The organism is Burkholderia aenigmatica (assembly GCF_902499175.1).
In the GTDB taxonomy this organism is placed as follows: domain Bacteria; phylum Pseudomonadota; class Gammaproteobacteria; order Burkholderiales; family Burkholderiaceae; genus Burkholderia; species Burkholderia aenigmatica.
The window spans coordinates 35,937-49,364 of the sequence record NZ_CABVQC010000052.1 but is presented as its reverse complement, the minus strand read 5'-3'; the positions used below and the strand labels follow the sequence as shown (position 1 = coordinate 49,364).

11 protein-coding genes are annotated in these 13,428 nt (G+C 67.8%); 7 read left to right on the top strand and 4 right to left on the bottom strand.

The genetic code is table 11. The annotated features are described in order from the left end of the window. The first annotated feature begins 303 nt into the window (after nt 1–303). Nucleotides 304–1,188: a patatin-like phospholipase family protein gene (locus BDO18943_RS29970; protein WP_043179234.1), complete on the top strand. Its 885-nt coding sequence runs from the start codon at nt 304–306 to the stop codon at nt 1,186–1,188. Between the two features lie 133 nt (nt 1,189–1,321). Here BDO18943_RS29970 and BDO18943_RS29965 read toward each other — a convergent pair whose 3' ends face one another. The 3 genes from BDO18943_RS29965 to BDO18943_RS29955 all read right to left on the bottom strand — a co-directional run bounded on the left by BDO18943_RS29965 (nt 1,322) and on the right by BDO18943_RS29955 (nt 4,829). Beyond that, nucleotides 1,322–2,803, bottom strand: a complete 1,482-nt coding sequence (locus BDO18943_RS29965) for an aldehyde dehydrogenase family protein (RefSeq protein WP_175025117.1) — start codon at nt 2,801–2,803, stop codon at nt 1,322–1,324. Nucleotides 2,804–2,825: 22 nt separating this feature from the next. After that, nucleotides 2,826–3,776: an agmatinase gene (gene speB / locus BDO18943_RS29960; RefSeq protein ID WP_043178716.1), complete on the bottom strand. Its 951-nt coding sequence runs from the start codon at nt 3,774–3,776 to the stop codon at nt 2,826–2,828. Nucleotides 3,777–3,944: 168 nt separating this feature from the next. Then, nucleotides 3,945–4,829 carry a helix-turn-helix transcriptional regulator gene (locus BDO18943_RS29955; RefSeq protein ID WP_089453829.1) on the bottom strand — a complete coding sequence of 295 codons (885 nt, stop codon included), beginning with the start codon at nt 4,827–4,829 and terminating at the stop codon, nt 3,945–3,947. Between the two features lie 197 nt (nt 4,830–5,026). On the opposite strand from BDO18943_RS29955, the gene BDO18943_RS29950 reads away from it, so the two are divergent. The 4 genes from BDO18943_RS29950 to BDO18943_RS29935 all read left to right on the top strand — a co-directional run bounded on the left by BDO18943_RS29950 (nt 5,027) and on the right by BDO18943_RS29935 (nt 9,262). Then, nucleotides 5,027–5,371, top strand: a complete 345-nt coding sequence (locus BDO18943_RS29950; protein WP_011356376.1) for a cupin domain-containing protein — start codon at nt 5,027–5,029, stop codon at nt 5,369–5,371. A gap of 85 nt (nt 5,372–5,456) precedes the next feature. Then, nucleotides 5,457–6,914: an NAD(P)/FAD-dependent oxidoreductase gene (locus BDO18943_RS29945; protein WP_175025116.1), complete on the top strand. Its 1,458-nt coding sequence runs from the start codon at nt 5,457–5,459 to the stop codon at nt 6,912–6,914. Between the two features lie 103 nt (nt 6,915–7,017). Continuing rightward, nucleotides 7,018–8,208 carry an MFS transporter gene (locus BDO18943_RS29940; protein ID WP_175025115.1) on the top strand — a complete coding sequence of 397 codons (1,191 nt, stop codon included), beginning with the start codon at nt 7,018–7,020 and terminating at the stop codon, nt 8,206–8,208. 133 nt (nt 8,209–8,341) lie between these two features. Beyond that, nucleotides 8,342–9,262 carry a LysR family transcriptional regulator gene (locus BDO18943_RS29935; protein ID WP_039353976.1) on the top strand — a complete coding sequence of 307 codons (921 nt, stop codon included), beginning with the start codon at nt 8,342–8,344 and terminating at the stop codon, nt 9,260–9,262. A 15-nt stretch (nt 9,263–9,277) separates the two neighbouring features. On the opposite strand, the gene BDO18943_RS29930 is transcribed toward BDO18943_RS29935, so the two are convergent. Then, nucleotides 9,278–10,108 (bottom strand): helix-turn-helix transcriptional regulator, encoded by an 831-nt coding sequence (locus tag BDO18943_RS29930; protein WP_175025114.1) that lies wholly within the window; start codon nt 10,106–10,108, stop codon nt 9,278–9,280. 237 nt (nt 10,109–10,345) lie between these two features. Here BDO18943_RS29930 and BDO18943_RS29925 point away from each other — a divergent pair, with 237 nt between their 5' ends. Then, nucleotides 10,346–12,076 (top strand): amidohydrolase, encoded by a 1,731-nt coding sequence (locus BDO18943_RS29925; protein WP_175025113.1) that lies wholly within the window; start codon nt 10,346–10,348, stop codon nt 12,074–12,076. 211 nt (nt 12,077–12,287) lie between these two features. Beyond that, nucleotides 12,288–13,403 carry a polyamine ABC transporter substrate-binding protein gene (locus tag BDO18943_RS29920; protein ID WP_175025112.1) on the top strand — a complete coding sequence of 372 codons (1,116 nt, stop codon included), beginning with the start codon at nt 12,288–12,290 and terminating at the stop codon, nt 13,401–13,403. Nucleotides 13,404–13,428 lie beyond the last annotated feature (25 nt).

Sequence of the window (13,428 nt, the reverse complement as noted above, 5' to 3'; positions counted from 1 at the left end):
CTGGTCAGTCGATGTTGCTCACGGCCGTTCCGAACGCGGCTGTGAAGCGGAGGTACGCGTTGTCGGGCTCGAGGATATGCACGGTAGCCGCGCACATCCGGCCCGCGTGCGTGATCGCGCGTACGCCTATTGCTGCCGCGTGAGCGCCGTGGGCAGCACGGCGGCCCGGGCGCCGGCCGTTTCGTCCATCGTCGGCCGCCGGCTGGATCCGCGTGCCGGCAGGGTTTTCATCAGGACATCCGGGGCGCCGCACGATCCATCATGGTGAAAGCACTGTCGCAGCCAACCGCAGGAGGGCGCACCGTGACGTCCGATCCCACTCCCTCGACCGCCTTCGTGTTCGCCGGCGGCGGCAGTCTTGGCGCGATCGAGGTCGGCATGCTGCGCGAGCTGGTCGCGAGCGGCGAACGGCCCGATTGCGTCGTCGGCGCGTCGGCGGGCGCGATCAATGCCGCCTATTTCGCCGGCCGGCCGGACGCGGACGGTGTCGCGATGCTCGCCGCGCTGTGGTGCAGGATCCGCCGCCAGGACGTCATGCCATTCTCGTTGCGCAGCATCATCGCGATGCTGCTGCGCAACCGGCCGCATCTGGTCGACGCCGATGCGCTGCGTCTGCTGCTGGAAAAGAATCTGCCGTACCGCCGGATCGAGCAGGCCGCGCTGCCGCTCCACATCGTCGCGACCGACGTGCTGAATGGCCGCGAAGTCGTGCTGTCCGCCGGCTCGGTCGTGGATGCCGTGCAGGCCAGCACGGCGATTCCCGGCGTGTTTCCGTCGGTCAGCATCGGCGGCGTGGAGCTTGTCGACGGCGGCGTCGCGAACAATACGCCGATCTCCGTTGCGATTGCGCTTGGCGTCAAGCGGATCGTCGTGCTGCCGGCCGGGTTCGCCTGCGCGTTGCGCGTCCCGCCGCGCAGCCCGATCGCGCATGCGACGCACGCGCTGACGCTTGTGATCGCGCGGCAACTGGTGCGCGATCTGGCGCTGTACGCGGCACACGCGCACATCCATGTCGTGCCGCCGCTCTGTCCGCTCGACGTCTCGTCATACGATTACTCGCAGTGCGCGCAGCTGATCGACAAGGCCGCGGAACGCACGCGCGCATGGATCGACGCGGGCGGGCTCGCGGAGTGTGCGATTCCCGGCGAGCTGCGCGAGCACGATCACGCCGCGGCGCGGTCGCATTGACGGTTGCGCACGCGCCGTGCAAACGCATGGCTGACAAACGCCGGCTGCCGGGCCTCTCCCCGGCAATCGGCAAAAAAAAAACGGCACCGTGCACGTGACACGGTGCCGCCAACGGCCTGAACGGCCGCCCTGGTCAGTCGATCGCGCGCATCGCGTGGCGCAATTCCTGATAGCTGCGCAGCCCTGCAACGCCGAGTTCGCGGCCGATGCCGCTGAGCCCGAAGCCGCCCCAGCACACGTGCGGGTAGATGAGCTGCGGCGCGTTGATCCATACGAGCCCCGCGCGCACGCGCTGCTGGAATTGCTTCGCGATTTCCGCATCGCGCGTCACGACGGTTGCGACGAGCCCGTAGCGTGTGTCGTTCGCGAGCGCGATCGCTTCGTCGTCGGTACGGAACGATTTCACGCATGCGACGGGGCCGAACACTTCGTCGGTCCACAGCGGGTTGTCGGCGGCCGGCTCGGCGATCACGACGGGCGCCATGAAGAAGCCGTCGCCGCCGGCATCCGTTACGCGGCCGCTGAAGGCGACGCGTGCGCCCGCATCGATGCCGTGCTGGAGCATCGCTTCGACGCGCGTACGCTGCGCGGCCGAGATCAGCGGCCCCATCGCGACCTGCTCCGCAGCCGGCGGCGCGACGACGAGCGCGCGCACGGCGGTCTCGAACGCGGCCATGAAGCTGCGGTACACGCTGTCGTGCACGAGGATGCGCGCGGTGGCCGAGCACATCTGGCCCGCGTTCGTGAAGGCGCCTGCAACCGCAAGCGATACCGCGACGTCGAGATCGGCGTCGTCGCGCACGATCAGCGACGACTTGCCGCCGAGTTCGAGCGTCACGCGCTTCATGTCGACGGCGGCGGCCTGCATGACCTTGCGGCCGGCCGCCGTGCTGCCGGTAAACGAGATCTTGTCGATCAGCGGATGCGCGGTCAGCGCCGCGCCGACGTCGGCGCCGCCGTTCACGACGTTGACCACGCCGGCTGGCACGCCGGCTTCGGCGACGATCTCGAGCAGCGCGTGTTCGGTCGGCGACGTGAGTTCGGACGGCTTCAGCACGACCGCGCAGCCGGCCGCGAGCGCGGGCGCGAGCTTCCACGCGGTCGTGACCATCGGGAAGTTCCACGGCATGACGAGTGCCGCGACGCCGACGGAGTCGTAAAAGCGCTCGGCCGTGACGGCGTCGCTCGGCAGCGCGACCGGCTCCGCCGCGAACAGTGCCGGGTCTTCGCACAGCTTCGCGTAGTACGCGAACGTGGCGGCGACGTCGGCGACATCGGCCTCGGCCTCGAACGGCGGCTTGCCGCTCACCTGCATTTGCAGCGCGGCAAGGCGATCGCGCGACGCTTCGACGCGCTCGGCGATCGTCGCGAGAATCCGGCCGCGTTCGGCGGGCGGCGTATCGCGCCAGCCGGCGAATGCATCGCGCGCGGCGCGCACCGCGGCGTCGACGTGCGCGGCCGTCGCGAATTCCTGCCAGCCGATCGCAGCCCCCGTCGACGCGTCGAAGATCGGCGCGCCGGGCGCGTCGGCCTGCGTGCGCACGGGCTGGCCGGCGATGTGCGCCGCGGGCAGCACGAACGTGGCAGTGGAACGGGAAAGCTCGGCGGTGGACATGAGGGTCATCCTGTCGGTCGGGTTAGCGGTAGGCGACGCCCGGCATCACGCAGAGCATCTCGAACGCGAGGTTCGCGCCCGTGAGCGCGGTGGTGCCGGTCGGATCGTACGGCGGTGCGACTTCGACGAGGTCCGCGCCGACGATGTTCAGGCCCTTCATCCCGCGCACGATCTCGAGGCCCTGCTGTACGGTGAGGCCGCCGATTTCCGGCGTGCCGGTGCCGGGCGCGAACGACGGATCGAGGCCGTCGATGTCGAAGCTCAGATAGACGGGCGTGTCGCCGACGCGTTCGCGCACCTGCGCCATCAGCGGCGCGAGCGACTTGTTCCAGCATTCTTCGGCCTGCACGACGGTGAAGCCCTGCTGGCGGCACCAGTCGAAATCGTCCGCGTGGTAGCCGGTGCCGCGCAGGCCGATCTGCGTGACCTTGTCGCATTGCAGCAGCCCGTCTTCCACCGCGCGGCGGAACGGCGTGCCGTGTGCGATCTTCTCGCCGAACATCGTGTCGTTCACGTCCGCGTGCGCGTCGACGTGCACGACGGCGACCTTGCCGTACTTCTTGTGCAGCGCGCGCAGGATCGGCCACGCGATCGTGTGGTCGCCGCCGAGCGTGATCGGCCGGCAGCCGTTCGCGACGATCTCGTCATACGCCTCCTCGATGCGGCGCACCGAGTCCTTCAGGTCGTACGGATTGGTCGCGACGTCGCCGATGTCGGCCACTTGCAGCGAATCGAACGGCGCCGCACGCGTGGCCATGTTGTACGGGCGCAGCAGCACGGATTCGGTGCGGATCTGGCGCGGGCCGAAGCGCGAGCCCGAGCGGTTCGACGTGCCGAGATCGAGCGGCACGCCGACGAAGCACACGTCGAGGCCGTCGGTCGTCGCGGCTTGCGGCAGCCGCATCATCGTGGCGATGCCGCCAAAGCGCGGCATTTCATTGCCGCCCATCGGTTGATTCAGTTCGCGGGGCATGGGCCGTCTCCTTTTTCTGAGGTAAAGCGATCGGCCGATGGTAGAGGAGAACGCCCGCGCGAAGATTTTGAAGTCGCAACGTTTACATCGACGGGTCTCGATGCAAGTGGCGCCGCCGCATCGACGCGGCGCAACCGAACGCGGCCGCGCGGGTGAGGCCGGGTCGCGTCAGCGCGGGATGGCCGGAGGCGCGGTGCCGTCGTGCGAGCCGGCGGAAGGGAACGCGGTGGTGGCCGAGCCCCACGCGGCGAGTTCGCGCTTCGTGCGCACGCCGAGCTTCGCGAACGCGCGCTTCACGTACGACTCGGCCGACGCGACGCGCACGCCGAGGATCTCGGCCGTTTCGGGCACGGTCTTGCCGGAGAGCAGGTGCTTGCAGGTTTCGTATTCGCGTTTCGACAGCTTTACGCCATCGGCCGCGATTCGCGTATCGAACTGCGCGAGCGGATGGACCTCGGGCGTCGGGTGCGCGACGCGCCGTGCGGCCGTGGTCGACGCATGCAGTTCGAGCAGCGGGAACAGCATGTCGCTGATGCTGCGAAAGCGGTTCATCTCGGCGAGCGTGAACGGCGGCCGGTCGCGGCCGCGCTCCAGCGCGATCGAATGCTGCGCATAGCGGGTGCCGCGTGCGAGCACGCATTCATGGCCGATATGCACGTCGTCGAACAGGCGCTGACGGAATTCGCCGGGCGGGATCGCGGCGATGTCGCGCACCACGAGCATCGTGCCGGTCTTGCCGCGCAGCCCCGCGAACAGCGGGTCGCTGTCGAGAAAGCGCTCGTAGTAGAGCGTCATCACATCGGAGATTTCGGTGGATTCGGTATCGATGCCGCTGCTGCCGATCCATTCGCATCGATAGCCTGTGGGCATCGAGCCGTCGACGCGCGAACGTTCGACGTGTGCGACGTCGAGCGGCACCACGTCATTGAGCAGTTGCGTGAGGCGCGGCACGAAGTGCGGTGTGCCGACCGTCTCGATCAGCTCGCCCAGCGCCTTGAACGACACGTTGAACCGGTCGTTGTCGCGGTGGAAGGGGTTCACGTTGAGCAGCATGCGGTTCCCCGGGTGAAAAGCCGGCGGATTGTAGCGTTCGCAACCGAAAACGTCATTAGGGGGAAACACCGTCGGTTGTCCTGTCGACCCGTTCGCCCCGGAAAACACCGCTTGTCCCCCCCGAAGGGGGGCATACCGGGGCAGTGTAAATGAGTAACTTTGTCTCTGCTTTTTTCAATCAAGAGATGAAGATTCAGATGACCAAACTGATCAAGGACATCCTGCCGCTCGGCGCAGGTATCGGCGAATTCACGAAGCTCGACTTCGGGATGGACGAAAGCGACTGGCGCGCGGCGGAAGGCAAGAGCGGCAACTACATCATCGGCTGGTGGGAAGGGAAGGTCGGCTCGGTGGAGTTTCCGGAAACCGCGGCCGACGAGGCGGTGTGGCTCGTCGAGGGCCGGATCGCGCTGACCGACGTCGAAGGCAACCGCAAGGAATTCACGCCGGGCCAGGGTTACCTGCTGCCGGCCGGCTTCGCGGGCCGCTGGGAGACGATCGAGGACGCGAAGAAGTTCTACGTGCTGCTCGAGAAGTCGTGATGTCCGAAGCCGCCGCCGTGGTGTCGTCGTCCGTGTGACGCGCGCCCGGCGGCGGTTTCGTTTTTCGCGTGTGATGGCTGGGATCATGGAAATGGAAGTCAAAGCAAGAGAGACTGCGCCGGTGCAGGCGCACGCAATGCGTGGCGCGCCGGTCGCACTGGGCGTCGAGGCGGCGCTCGCGAATACGAAGCTGTTCCCGTACTGGCTCGACAACCCGGCGGCGCCTGCGACCGAGCCGGAGCTCGTCGGCGACGTGACGGCCGATCTGCTGATCGTCGGCGGCGGCTTCACGGGGCTGTGGGCGGCCGTGCAGGCGAAGGAACAGATGCCGCACCTGAACGTGGTGCTGATCGAGGCCGGCAAGGTGGCGCACGGCGCGTCGGGCCGTGCGGGCGGGATCATCTCGACATCGGTGATGCACGGGCTGCCGAACGCGGTGCGCGTGTTCCCGAACGACATCGCGCAGCTCGAGGCCTTCGGCCATCACAACCTCGACGGCTTCGAGGACACGCTCAAGCGATACGACATCGACGCCGACATCGAGTGGAACGGCGAGATGACGGTCGCGGTCGATCCCGAGCACATCGCGCACCTGAAGGGCGATTACGACCTGCATCGCGAGTACGGCCACAACGTCGTGCTGCTGAATCGCGAGGAAACGCTCGAACAATTGAATTCGCCGCTGTTCGCGGGCGCGCTGTGGTCGCGCAACCGCAGCGGCATCGTGCACCCGGCGAAGCTCGCGTGGGGGCTGAAGCGCGCGGCGCTGTCGCTCGGCGTGAAGCTGTATGAACACACGCCGCTCGTGACCGTGACCGACGAAGGCAGCACGGTATTCGTGAAGACGCCGAAGGGCAGCGTGCGTGCGCCGCGCGTCGTGTTCGGCAGCGGCACCGCGAAAGTCGGGATTCCCGACATCAACCGTCGCGTGATGCAGGTGCGCGATCACGTGCTCGCAACCGAGGCGCTCACCGACGAACAGCTCGCGCGGATCGGCTGGAAGAATCGCCAGGGCGTGTACGACACGCGCACGCAGCTCAACTATTTCCGTCTGACGAAGAACAACAACATCATCTTCGGCGGGCTGGTGAGCTATCACTTCGACGGCGATCCGGAACCGCACCAGGACGGCCAGCGCGAAACCTACTACCGGCTCGCGGAAGCGTTCTACCGCACGTTCCCGCAACTGTGCGACGTGCGCTTCTCGCACGCGTGGGGCGGGCCGATCGACTACTGCTCGCGCGGCTCGGTGTTCGCGAAGCGCTATCTCGGCGACAAGGCCGTGTTCGTCGCCGGCTATACGGGCTTCGGCGTCGCGGCGAGCCGGTTCGGCGCATTCATGGGGCTGAACATCCTGTTCGATCGCGACAGCCCCGAGCGCAAGCTCGACATCGCGAACCAGAGCCCGAGCTACATCCCGCCGGAACCGATGCGCTGGATGGCCGCGAAGATCACGTTCCATGCGTTCGATGGCGCGGATGCGGAAGGCGGCTGGAAGCGCGCGTGGATCAGCGGCATCAAGGCGATGGGCTTCCCGATGTAAGCGGCGACGTGGCGGCCCCGCGCCGGGCCGCCGCGTCGTAGCGACACCCAAAACGATCCCCAGAGGAGACGGTCCGCGCCGCGGACACGGAGAGAGACACCAGATGAATGTAGTCAACCTGCAGGATGAGGCGCGACAGGAAAACGCGCTGTTCGTCGTCGTGATGCTGCTGCTCGGCATGCTCGGGCCGACGGTCTTCCTCGGCCTGCCCGCGATCGTCGGGCAGGTCGAGCGTCATTGGGGCTTCGGCGAAGCGGCGCTCGGGCTGTCGAGCTTCATCGAGGTGCTCGGCGAATCGACGGGCACGCTGCTCGTCGCATTCGTGCTCGGCCGCCAGCCGGTCCGGTGGGTGCTCGCGGGTGCGGTGACGCTCGCGGCCGGCGCGAACCTCGGCACGCTCGCGACGCACGGGCTCGTCGCCTATTCGGCGTTGCAGTTCATCGCGGGCGTCGGCTCGGGCGGGCTGAACGGCATCGCGTTGCGCTACCTGTCGTATTCGCGCGCACCGGAACGCAATCTCGGGATCATGCTGATGGGGCAGGTGACGTGGAGCATGGTGCTGCTCGCCTACATCTTCCCGATGCTGAGCGACACGTGGGGTGCGCACGGCGTGTTCGGTTTCGTTGCGTGCGTGCTCGGCATGTTCGTGGTCGCGACGCCGCTGTTTCGCCGCGGCGAGACGATGGCCTCACCGGCGCCGGCCGGCGTCGCCGGCCGCATCGACCGCAAGGGCGCGATGCTGGTGCTGTGCGCGCAACTCGCCCTGTACGGCGGCGTCGGCGTCGTGTGGACCTTCCTCGAGAAGATCGGTACCACGGCGGGCCTGAGCGGCAAGTCGGTGTCGCTCGTGCTCGGCATCGCTAACATTGCGAGCCTCGTGATCTGCGCGGCGATGCCGAAGCTCGGCGCGGGCGCGGGGCTGCGCCGCTGGGCGCTCGTGAATCTCGGCGGCTGCGCGGTTGCGGCCGTGCTGCTCGCGCTGCCGGCATCGGCCGCGACGTTCACGCTCGGCGCGATCGTCTTCATCGGCTGCTGGACCGGCGGCGCGCTGCTGATCTACGCGACGATTCCGCAGTATGACCTGGTCGGCAAGTCGGCCGCGCTGTCGCCGGGCTGCGTCGCGCTCGGCTATGGCGTCGGCTCGGTCGCGGGCGGTTCGCTGATCGAGAGCGCGGGCACGCAGTCGGCGCTGATCGCGGCGATCGTGCTGTGCGCGGTGGCGTTCCTCTGCTACCGGCGGCTGCGGCCGGCCGTGTTCGGGATGGAACGCGCGCTCGCGGTCGTATCGGAATGACGGTGGCGACGCGCGCCGCTGCCGATGGCGGCGCGCGTCCGGTTCGGTTCATCGGCGCAGGCGGCAGGCGCGGTGCGCGATGCGCATCGTGCCGGCTGGCCGGGTAACGCGCACACGCGCAGCGGCTTGAAGCATGTTCTCGAATACCTCCGATCTCGATCTCCGGCTCATCCGGGTCTTTCTGGCCGTCGTCGACGCACGCGGCATCACGGCCGCCGAGGCGTCGCTCGGCGTTCGGCAGTCGACCATCAGCACGCAGCTGTCGGCGCTCGAAGCGCGCGTCGGCTTCAAGCTGTGCGATCGCGGGCGTGGCGGCTTTCGCCTGACGTCGAAGGGCGAGCGCTTCGCGGCCACCGCGCGCACGCTCGTCGCGGCGACCTCCGAATTCGTCGCGCGCGTGCGCGACATCGATCGCAAGCTGGTCGGCACGCTGTCGATCGGCCTGATCGGCCAGGCGCCGCTCGTCGAGAACGCGCGCGTGGCCGACGCGATCGGCGCGTTCCGCAAGCGCGACCAGGCCGTCACGTTCGCGATGAAGGTCGCGTCGCCGCAGGAACTCGAGGAAAGCCTCGTCAACAACCAGCTCGATCTCGCGATCGGCTATTTCTGGCATCGCGTGCCGGGGCTGCTCTACACGCCGCTCTTTACCGAGCAGCAGGTGATTTATTGCGGGCGCGGGCATCCGCTGTTCCATGCGTCGCGGCCCGTGACGGCGGACGACCTGCAGCTTCACGACTGGGTATGGCGCACCTATCCGGTGCCGGAGGAGCAGTATCCGCTGCCCGAGCGGCGCGTGACCGCGAGTGCGGACAGCATCGAGGCCGCGACGATCCTGATCCTGTCAGGCGGCCATCTCGGCTACCTGCCCGCGCATTACGCGGAGCCGTTCGAGCAGCGCGGGCTCGTGAAGGCCGTCGGCCGCACGACGTTCAGCTTCGATGTGCCGCTGCATCTCGCGATGAAGCGCAGCGCAAGCGACAAGCCGATCGTCGACGCATTCTGCGAGGACCTGCTACGCGCGTTCAACATCAAGGCGGCCGCACTGGCCGCATAAGCACGCGCTACGCGTTCAGCAGTCGACCAGCACCCAGTCGAACAGCTCTCGACGCGTGCGCACGCCGAGCTTCGCAAACGCGCGCTTCACGTACGACTCGGCCGTCGACAGCTTCACGTCGAGCTGCTGCGCGGCCTCGGGCACCGAGCGCCCGCACAGCATCAGCCGGCAGATCTCGTGCTCGCGGCGCGACAGCTGCACGTCCTGCCGTTCGAGGCGCGCGTCGAAGCCTGCCTGCGACGCGGCATTCACCGACACCGCCGCCACGCGCCGCGCCGCGCAGGTGCGCGCATGCAGCTCGAACATCGGGAACAGCAGGTCGACCATCTGCCGGAAGTGGAACAGCTCGTCCGTCGTGAACGCGGCCCGGCCGACGGTGCGCGCGAGTCCGAGCGCGTACTGCAGGTGCGCGTTGCCGTGCACCAGCAGGCATTCCTGCGCGATGCCGGGCTCGTCGAAGATCCGGCGGCGGAATTCGCCCTGCGCGATGCCGTCGACATGGCGCTGCACCAGCAGCGTGCCGGCCTTGCCGCGCAGCGGCGCGACCAGCGGATCGACCTGGCAGTAGTCCTGGTAATAGACATCCATCACGCGCAGCGTATCGGCCGCGAAACGCAGGCTGCCGCTGCCGAGCCATTCGACGACGAAACCGGACGTGCTGCCCGTATCGGCTCGCCAGCGTTCGAGGTGCACGGCGTCGGCGTCGATGCTGTCGTTGACGAACGCCGTGACCGCGCCGACGAAATCCGGCGTGCCGACCGCGCGCAACGTGGCGCCGAGCGTGTCGGGGCGCACGCCGATCAGGTAGTGGCCGCGGGCGGCGGGGTCGGGCTGGAGAAGTCGCATGGTCGGGCGTGGAGGGCAGGGGACAGCGCGACGTTACGCGAACGCCGTGCACGCGTCAGCCGGGAATTCACCGGATTCGCGCGGTGGATTTCGCGCGTTGTCCCCAAAACGACGACAAGAACGGGCGCGCGGTGGCCGGAATTCGCCCGAGCCCCCGCGGCGGGGGGGCATACCGGCGCGAATCGTCTGCCTATAGTGAAAGCACTTCGAAAACCTGATCACCAGAAAGGACAGGCCATGCAGATGCAACCGACGCACGCCGCAAAAGATTCGACGCCGGCGGATTTCATCCTCACCAACGCGAAGGTCTACACCGTCGACCCGCACAAGCCCTGGGCGCAGGCCGTCGCCGTGCGCGGCGGCCGGATCGTCCACGTCGGCGATACGGCGGCCGTGCAGGCGTACATCGGCGCGGACACGAAGGTCGTCGACGCGGCCGGCCGGCTCGTGCTGCCGGGCTTCGTCGAATCGCACTGGCACTTCGAGACGACCGCGTTCGCGTTCCAGGCGTTCGTGAACTACGAGGATCCGCAGAAGGTGCTCGGCGCGCTGCGCGACTACGTCGAATCGCATCCGGACGAGCCGGCGATCACCGGGATGGGCTGGATCCAGGCGACGATTCCGCCGGCGCTGCTGCGCAAGGAGACGCTCGACGCGATCTGCGCGGATCGCCCGGTGTGCCTGTTGTCGACCGATTTCCATTCGATGTGGGTGAACTCGAAGGCGCTGGAGATCGCCGGCATCGACGCATCGACGCCGCCCGTGCAGGAAGGCGCGAGCTGGTTCGAGAAGGACGCCGTGACCGGCGAGCCGACCGGCCTGATCGTCGACGGCGCTGCGTATTCGCTGGTGTTGCAGCGGATCAGCGCGGCCGGCCTGCTGCCGACCGGCATCGACCTGTACCTGAAATCGATCCCGCCGTGGCAGAAGAAGCTGTGCGCGGCCGGCGTGACGACCGTGTTCGATGCGGGCTTCTTCGACGCGAGCGGCGACCAGTCGCTGCTGTACGAGACGCTGCAGACGATGGAGCGCGCGGGCGACCTGAAGCTGCGCGTGGTGGGCAGCGTCGCGGTGATCGGCGAGATCGACGATCCGGTCGGCACGCTCGTCAAATACCGCGAGCAGTACGATTCGCCGCTCGTGAAGGCGCGCGCGCTGAAGCTGTTCCTCGACGGCACCGAGGCGAACCACACCGCCTACCTGCTCGAACCGTACGCGGACCGCCCCGACACCTGCGGCGCGCCGACGATGCCGGCCGATACGTTCAACCGCTACCTCGTCGAAGCCGATCGCGCGAACGCGAACGTGATGGTGCATTGCGTGGGCGACGCGGCGGTGCGGATGGCGCTCGACGGCTTCGACGCGGTCAACCGCACGAACCCGCCGCGCGACCGCCGCCACGTGATCACGCACGCGTTCCTCACGCATCCGGACGACATCCCGCGCTTCCGCCGCACGGGCGTGATGGCGAACACGCAGCTGCAGTGGGGCGTGGTCGACGCATACACCGAGCAGCTGCGCGACCACTACGGCCACGCGCGCTGGAGCAACATGTACAAGTTCCGCACGTTCCTCGACGAAGGCGTGACGGTGTCGATCGGCATGGACGGCCTCGCGTGCCAGTGCCGCTGCCAGCACAAGCCGCTCGAACACATCGAGTCGGGCCATACGCGCCAGCTCGCGGGCGAGCCCGATGCGCCGGTGTTTCCGGACCTCGCCGAGCGCCTGAGCATTCCGCAGCTGATCGCCGCGTACACGATCCACGGCGCGTACCAGCTCGGGATGGAGCACGAGGTCGGCTCGCTCACGCCCGGCAAGCGCGCGGATCTCGTCGTGCTGGAAAACGACCTGTTCGAGGTCGGCCAGTACGACATCGGCCGCATCGACGTCGCGCTGACGATGATGGACGGCCGCGTCACGCACGTGGGCGAGGACTTCGGCGTGCGCACGGGCGTGCAGGCATCCTGAGCGGTTTTACGCTGACGAAGCGGCAGCGGAAGCTTTCATATCGCTTCCGTGTTGTGCCGATCGGGGCCGCCGTCCGGAACCGGATGCCCCGATTGTGCGGCGTGTCCCCCTATTGGCAGGGCAGACCGGCCAATTTCCTCTGGCTACATTTTTCCGGACCGAAGCACACACCGTTCATCGCGAGCGGATCATGATATCGACGGAGGAAACCATGGCAGGGGATTGGAGCAAGCATCTGAAAACGGCATGCGCGGCGCTCGCGCTGGGCGGCGTCCTGTGGGCCGGCGCGCCGGTCGCGCACGCGGCGGACGTCGTCAACGTGTACAACTGGGGCAACTCGATCGGCAAGGCGACGATCGCGAACTTCGAGAAGGCGACCGGCATCAAGGTGGTCTACCAGGAGTTCGATTCGAACGAGACGCTGCAGGCGAAGCTGCTGTCAGGCACGTCGGGTTATGACGTGGTCGTGCCGTCCGACATCTTCTGGGCGCGGCAACTGCAGGCCGGCATCTACCGCAAGATCGACAAGAGCCAGGTGCCGAACTACGGGCTGCTCGATCCGGAAATCATGAAGGTGCTCGCGAAGGACGATCCGGGTAACCAGTTCGGCATTCCGTGGACCTGGGGCACCGACGGGCTCGGGATGAACGTCGAGAAGGTGAAGGCCGCGCTCGGCAACGACGCGCCGCTCGACAGCTGGGCGCTGCTATTCGACCCGAAGTACGCGCAGAAGCTGAAGCACTGCGGCATATCGGTGCTCGATTCGCCGGTCGACGCGTTCGGGATGGCGTTCGTGTACCTGAAGAAGGATCCGAACACGACGAACCCGGCCGACTACCAGGCCGCGTACGAGCTGCTGAAGACGGTGCGGCCGTACATCACGCAGTTCAATTCGAGCAGCTACATCAACGACCTCGCGGGCGGCGACATCTGCCTCGCGCTCGGCTGGTCGGGCGACGTGAACTCCGCGCGGATCGCGGCTGCTTCCGCGAAGAAGCCGTATCACATCAAGTACGTGATCCCCGCCGAGGGCAGCGCGATGTGGTTCGACATGATGGCGGTGCCGAAGGATGCGCCGCACCCGGACGCCGCGCTGAAGTTCGTCAACTTCGTGCTGTCGGAGAAGGAGAGCGCGAACCTGACCAACGACACGTCGTACCCGTCGGCCGTGCCGTCGTCGAAGCACCTGGTGCGCGCCGAAGTGACGAGCGATCCCGCCGTATTCCCGCCCGCCGACGTGATCCGCAAGCTGAGCCTCAGCAAGCCGGTTCCGCCTGAGCTGATGCGTCTGCAGAACCGTCTCTGGACGAAGCTGAAGACCGAGTAAGCCGGCCGCCGCTCTCCCCACTCCC

Excerpts from the sequence above, each read along its gene's own strand:
- BDO18943_RS29935 (WP_039353976.1), top strand. The coding sequence starts at position 8,342 with ATGTTCTCGAATACCTCCGATCTCGATCTCCGGCTCATCCGGGTCTTT.
- BDO18943_RS29955 (WP_089453829.1), bottom strand. The coding sequence starts at position 4,829 with ATGCTGCTCAACGTGAACCCCTTCCACCGCGACAACGACCGGTTCAAC.
- BDO18943_RS29920 (WP_175025112.1), top strand. The coding sequence starts at position 12,288 with ATGGCAGGGGATTGGAGCAAGCATCTGAAAACGGCATGCGCGGCGCTC.
- BDO18943_RS29945 (WP_175025116.1), top strand. The coding sequence starts at position 5,457 with ATGGAAATGGAAGTCAAAGCAAGAGAGACTGCGCCGGTGCAGGCGCAC.
- BDO18943_RS29940 (WP_175025115.1), top strand. The coding sequence starts at position 7,018 with ATGAATGTAGTCAACCTGCAGGATGAGGCGCGACAGGAAAACGCGCTG.
- speB (WP_043178716.1), bottom strand. The coding sequence starts at position 3,776 with ATGCCCCGCGAACTGAATCAACCGATGGGCGGCAATGAAATGCCGCGC.
- BDO18943_RS29930 (WP_175025114.1), bottom strand. The coding sequence starts at position 10,108 with ATGCGACTTCTCCAGCCCGACCCCGCCGCCCGCGGCCACTACCTGATC.
- BDO18943_RS29950 (WP_011356376.1), top strand. The coding sequence starts at position 5,027 with ATGACCAAACTGATCAAGGACATCCTGCCGCTCGGCGCAGGTATCGGC.
- BDO18943_RS29965 (WP_175025117.1), bottom strand. The coding sequence starts at position 2,803 with ATGTCCACCGCCGAGCTTTCCCGTTCCACTGCCACGTTCGTGCTGCCC.
- BDO18943_RS29925 (WP_175025113.1), top strand. The coding sequence starts at position 10,346 with ATGCAGATGCAACCGACGCACGCCGCAAAAGATTCGACGCCGGCGGAT.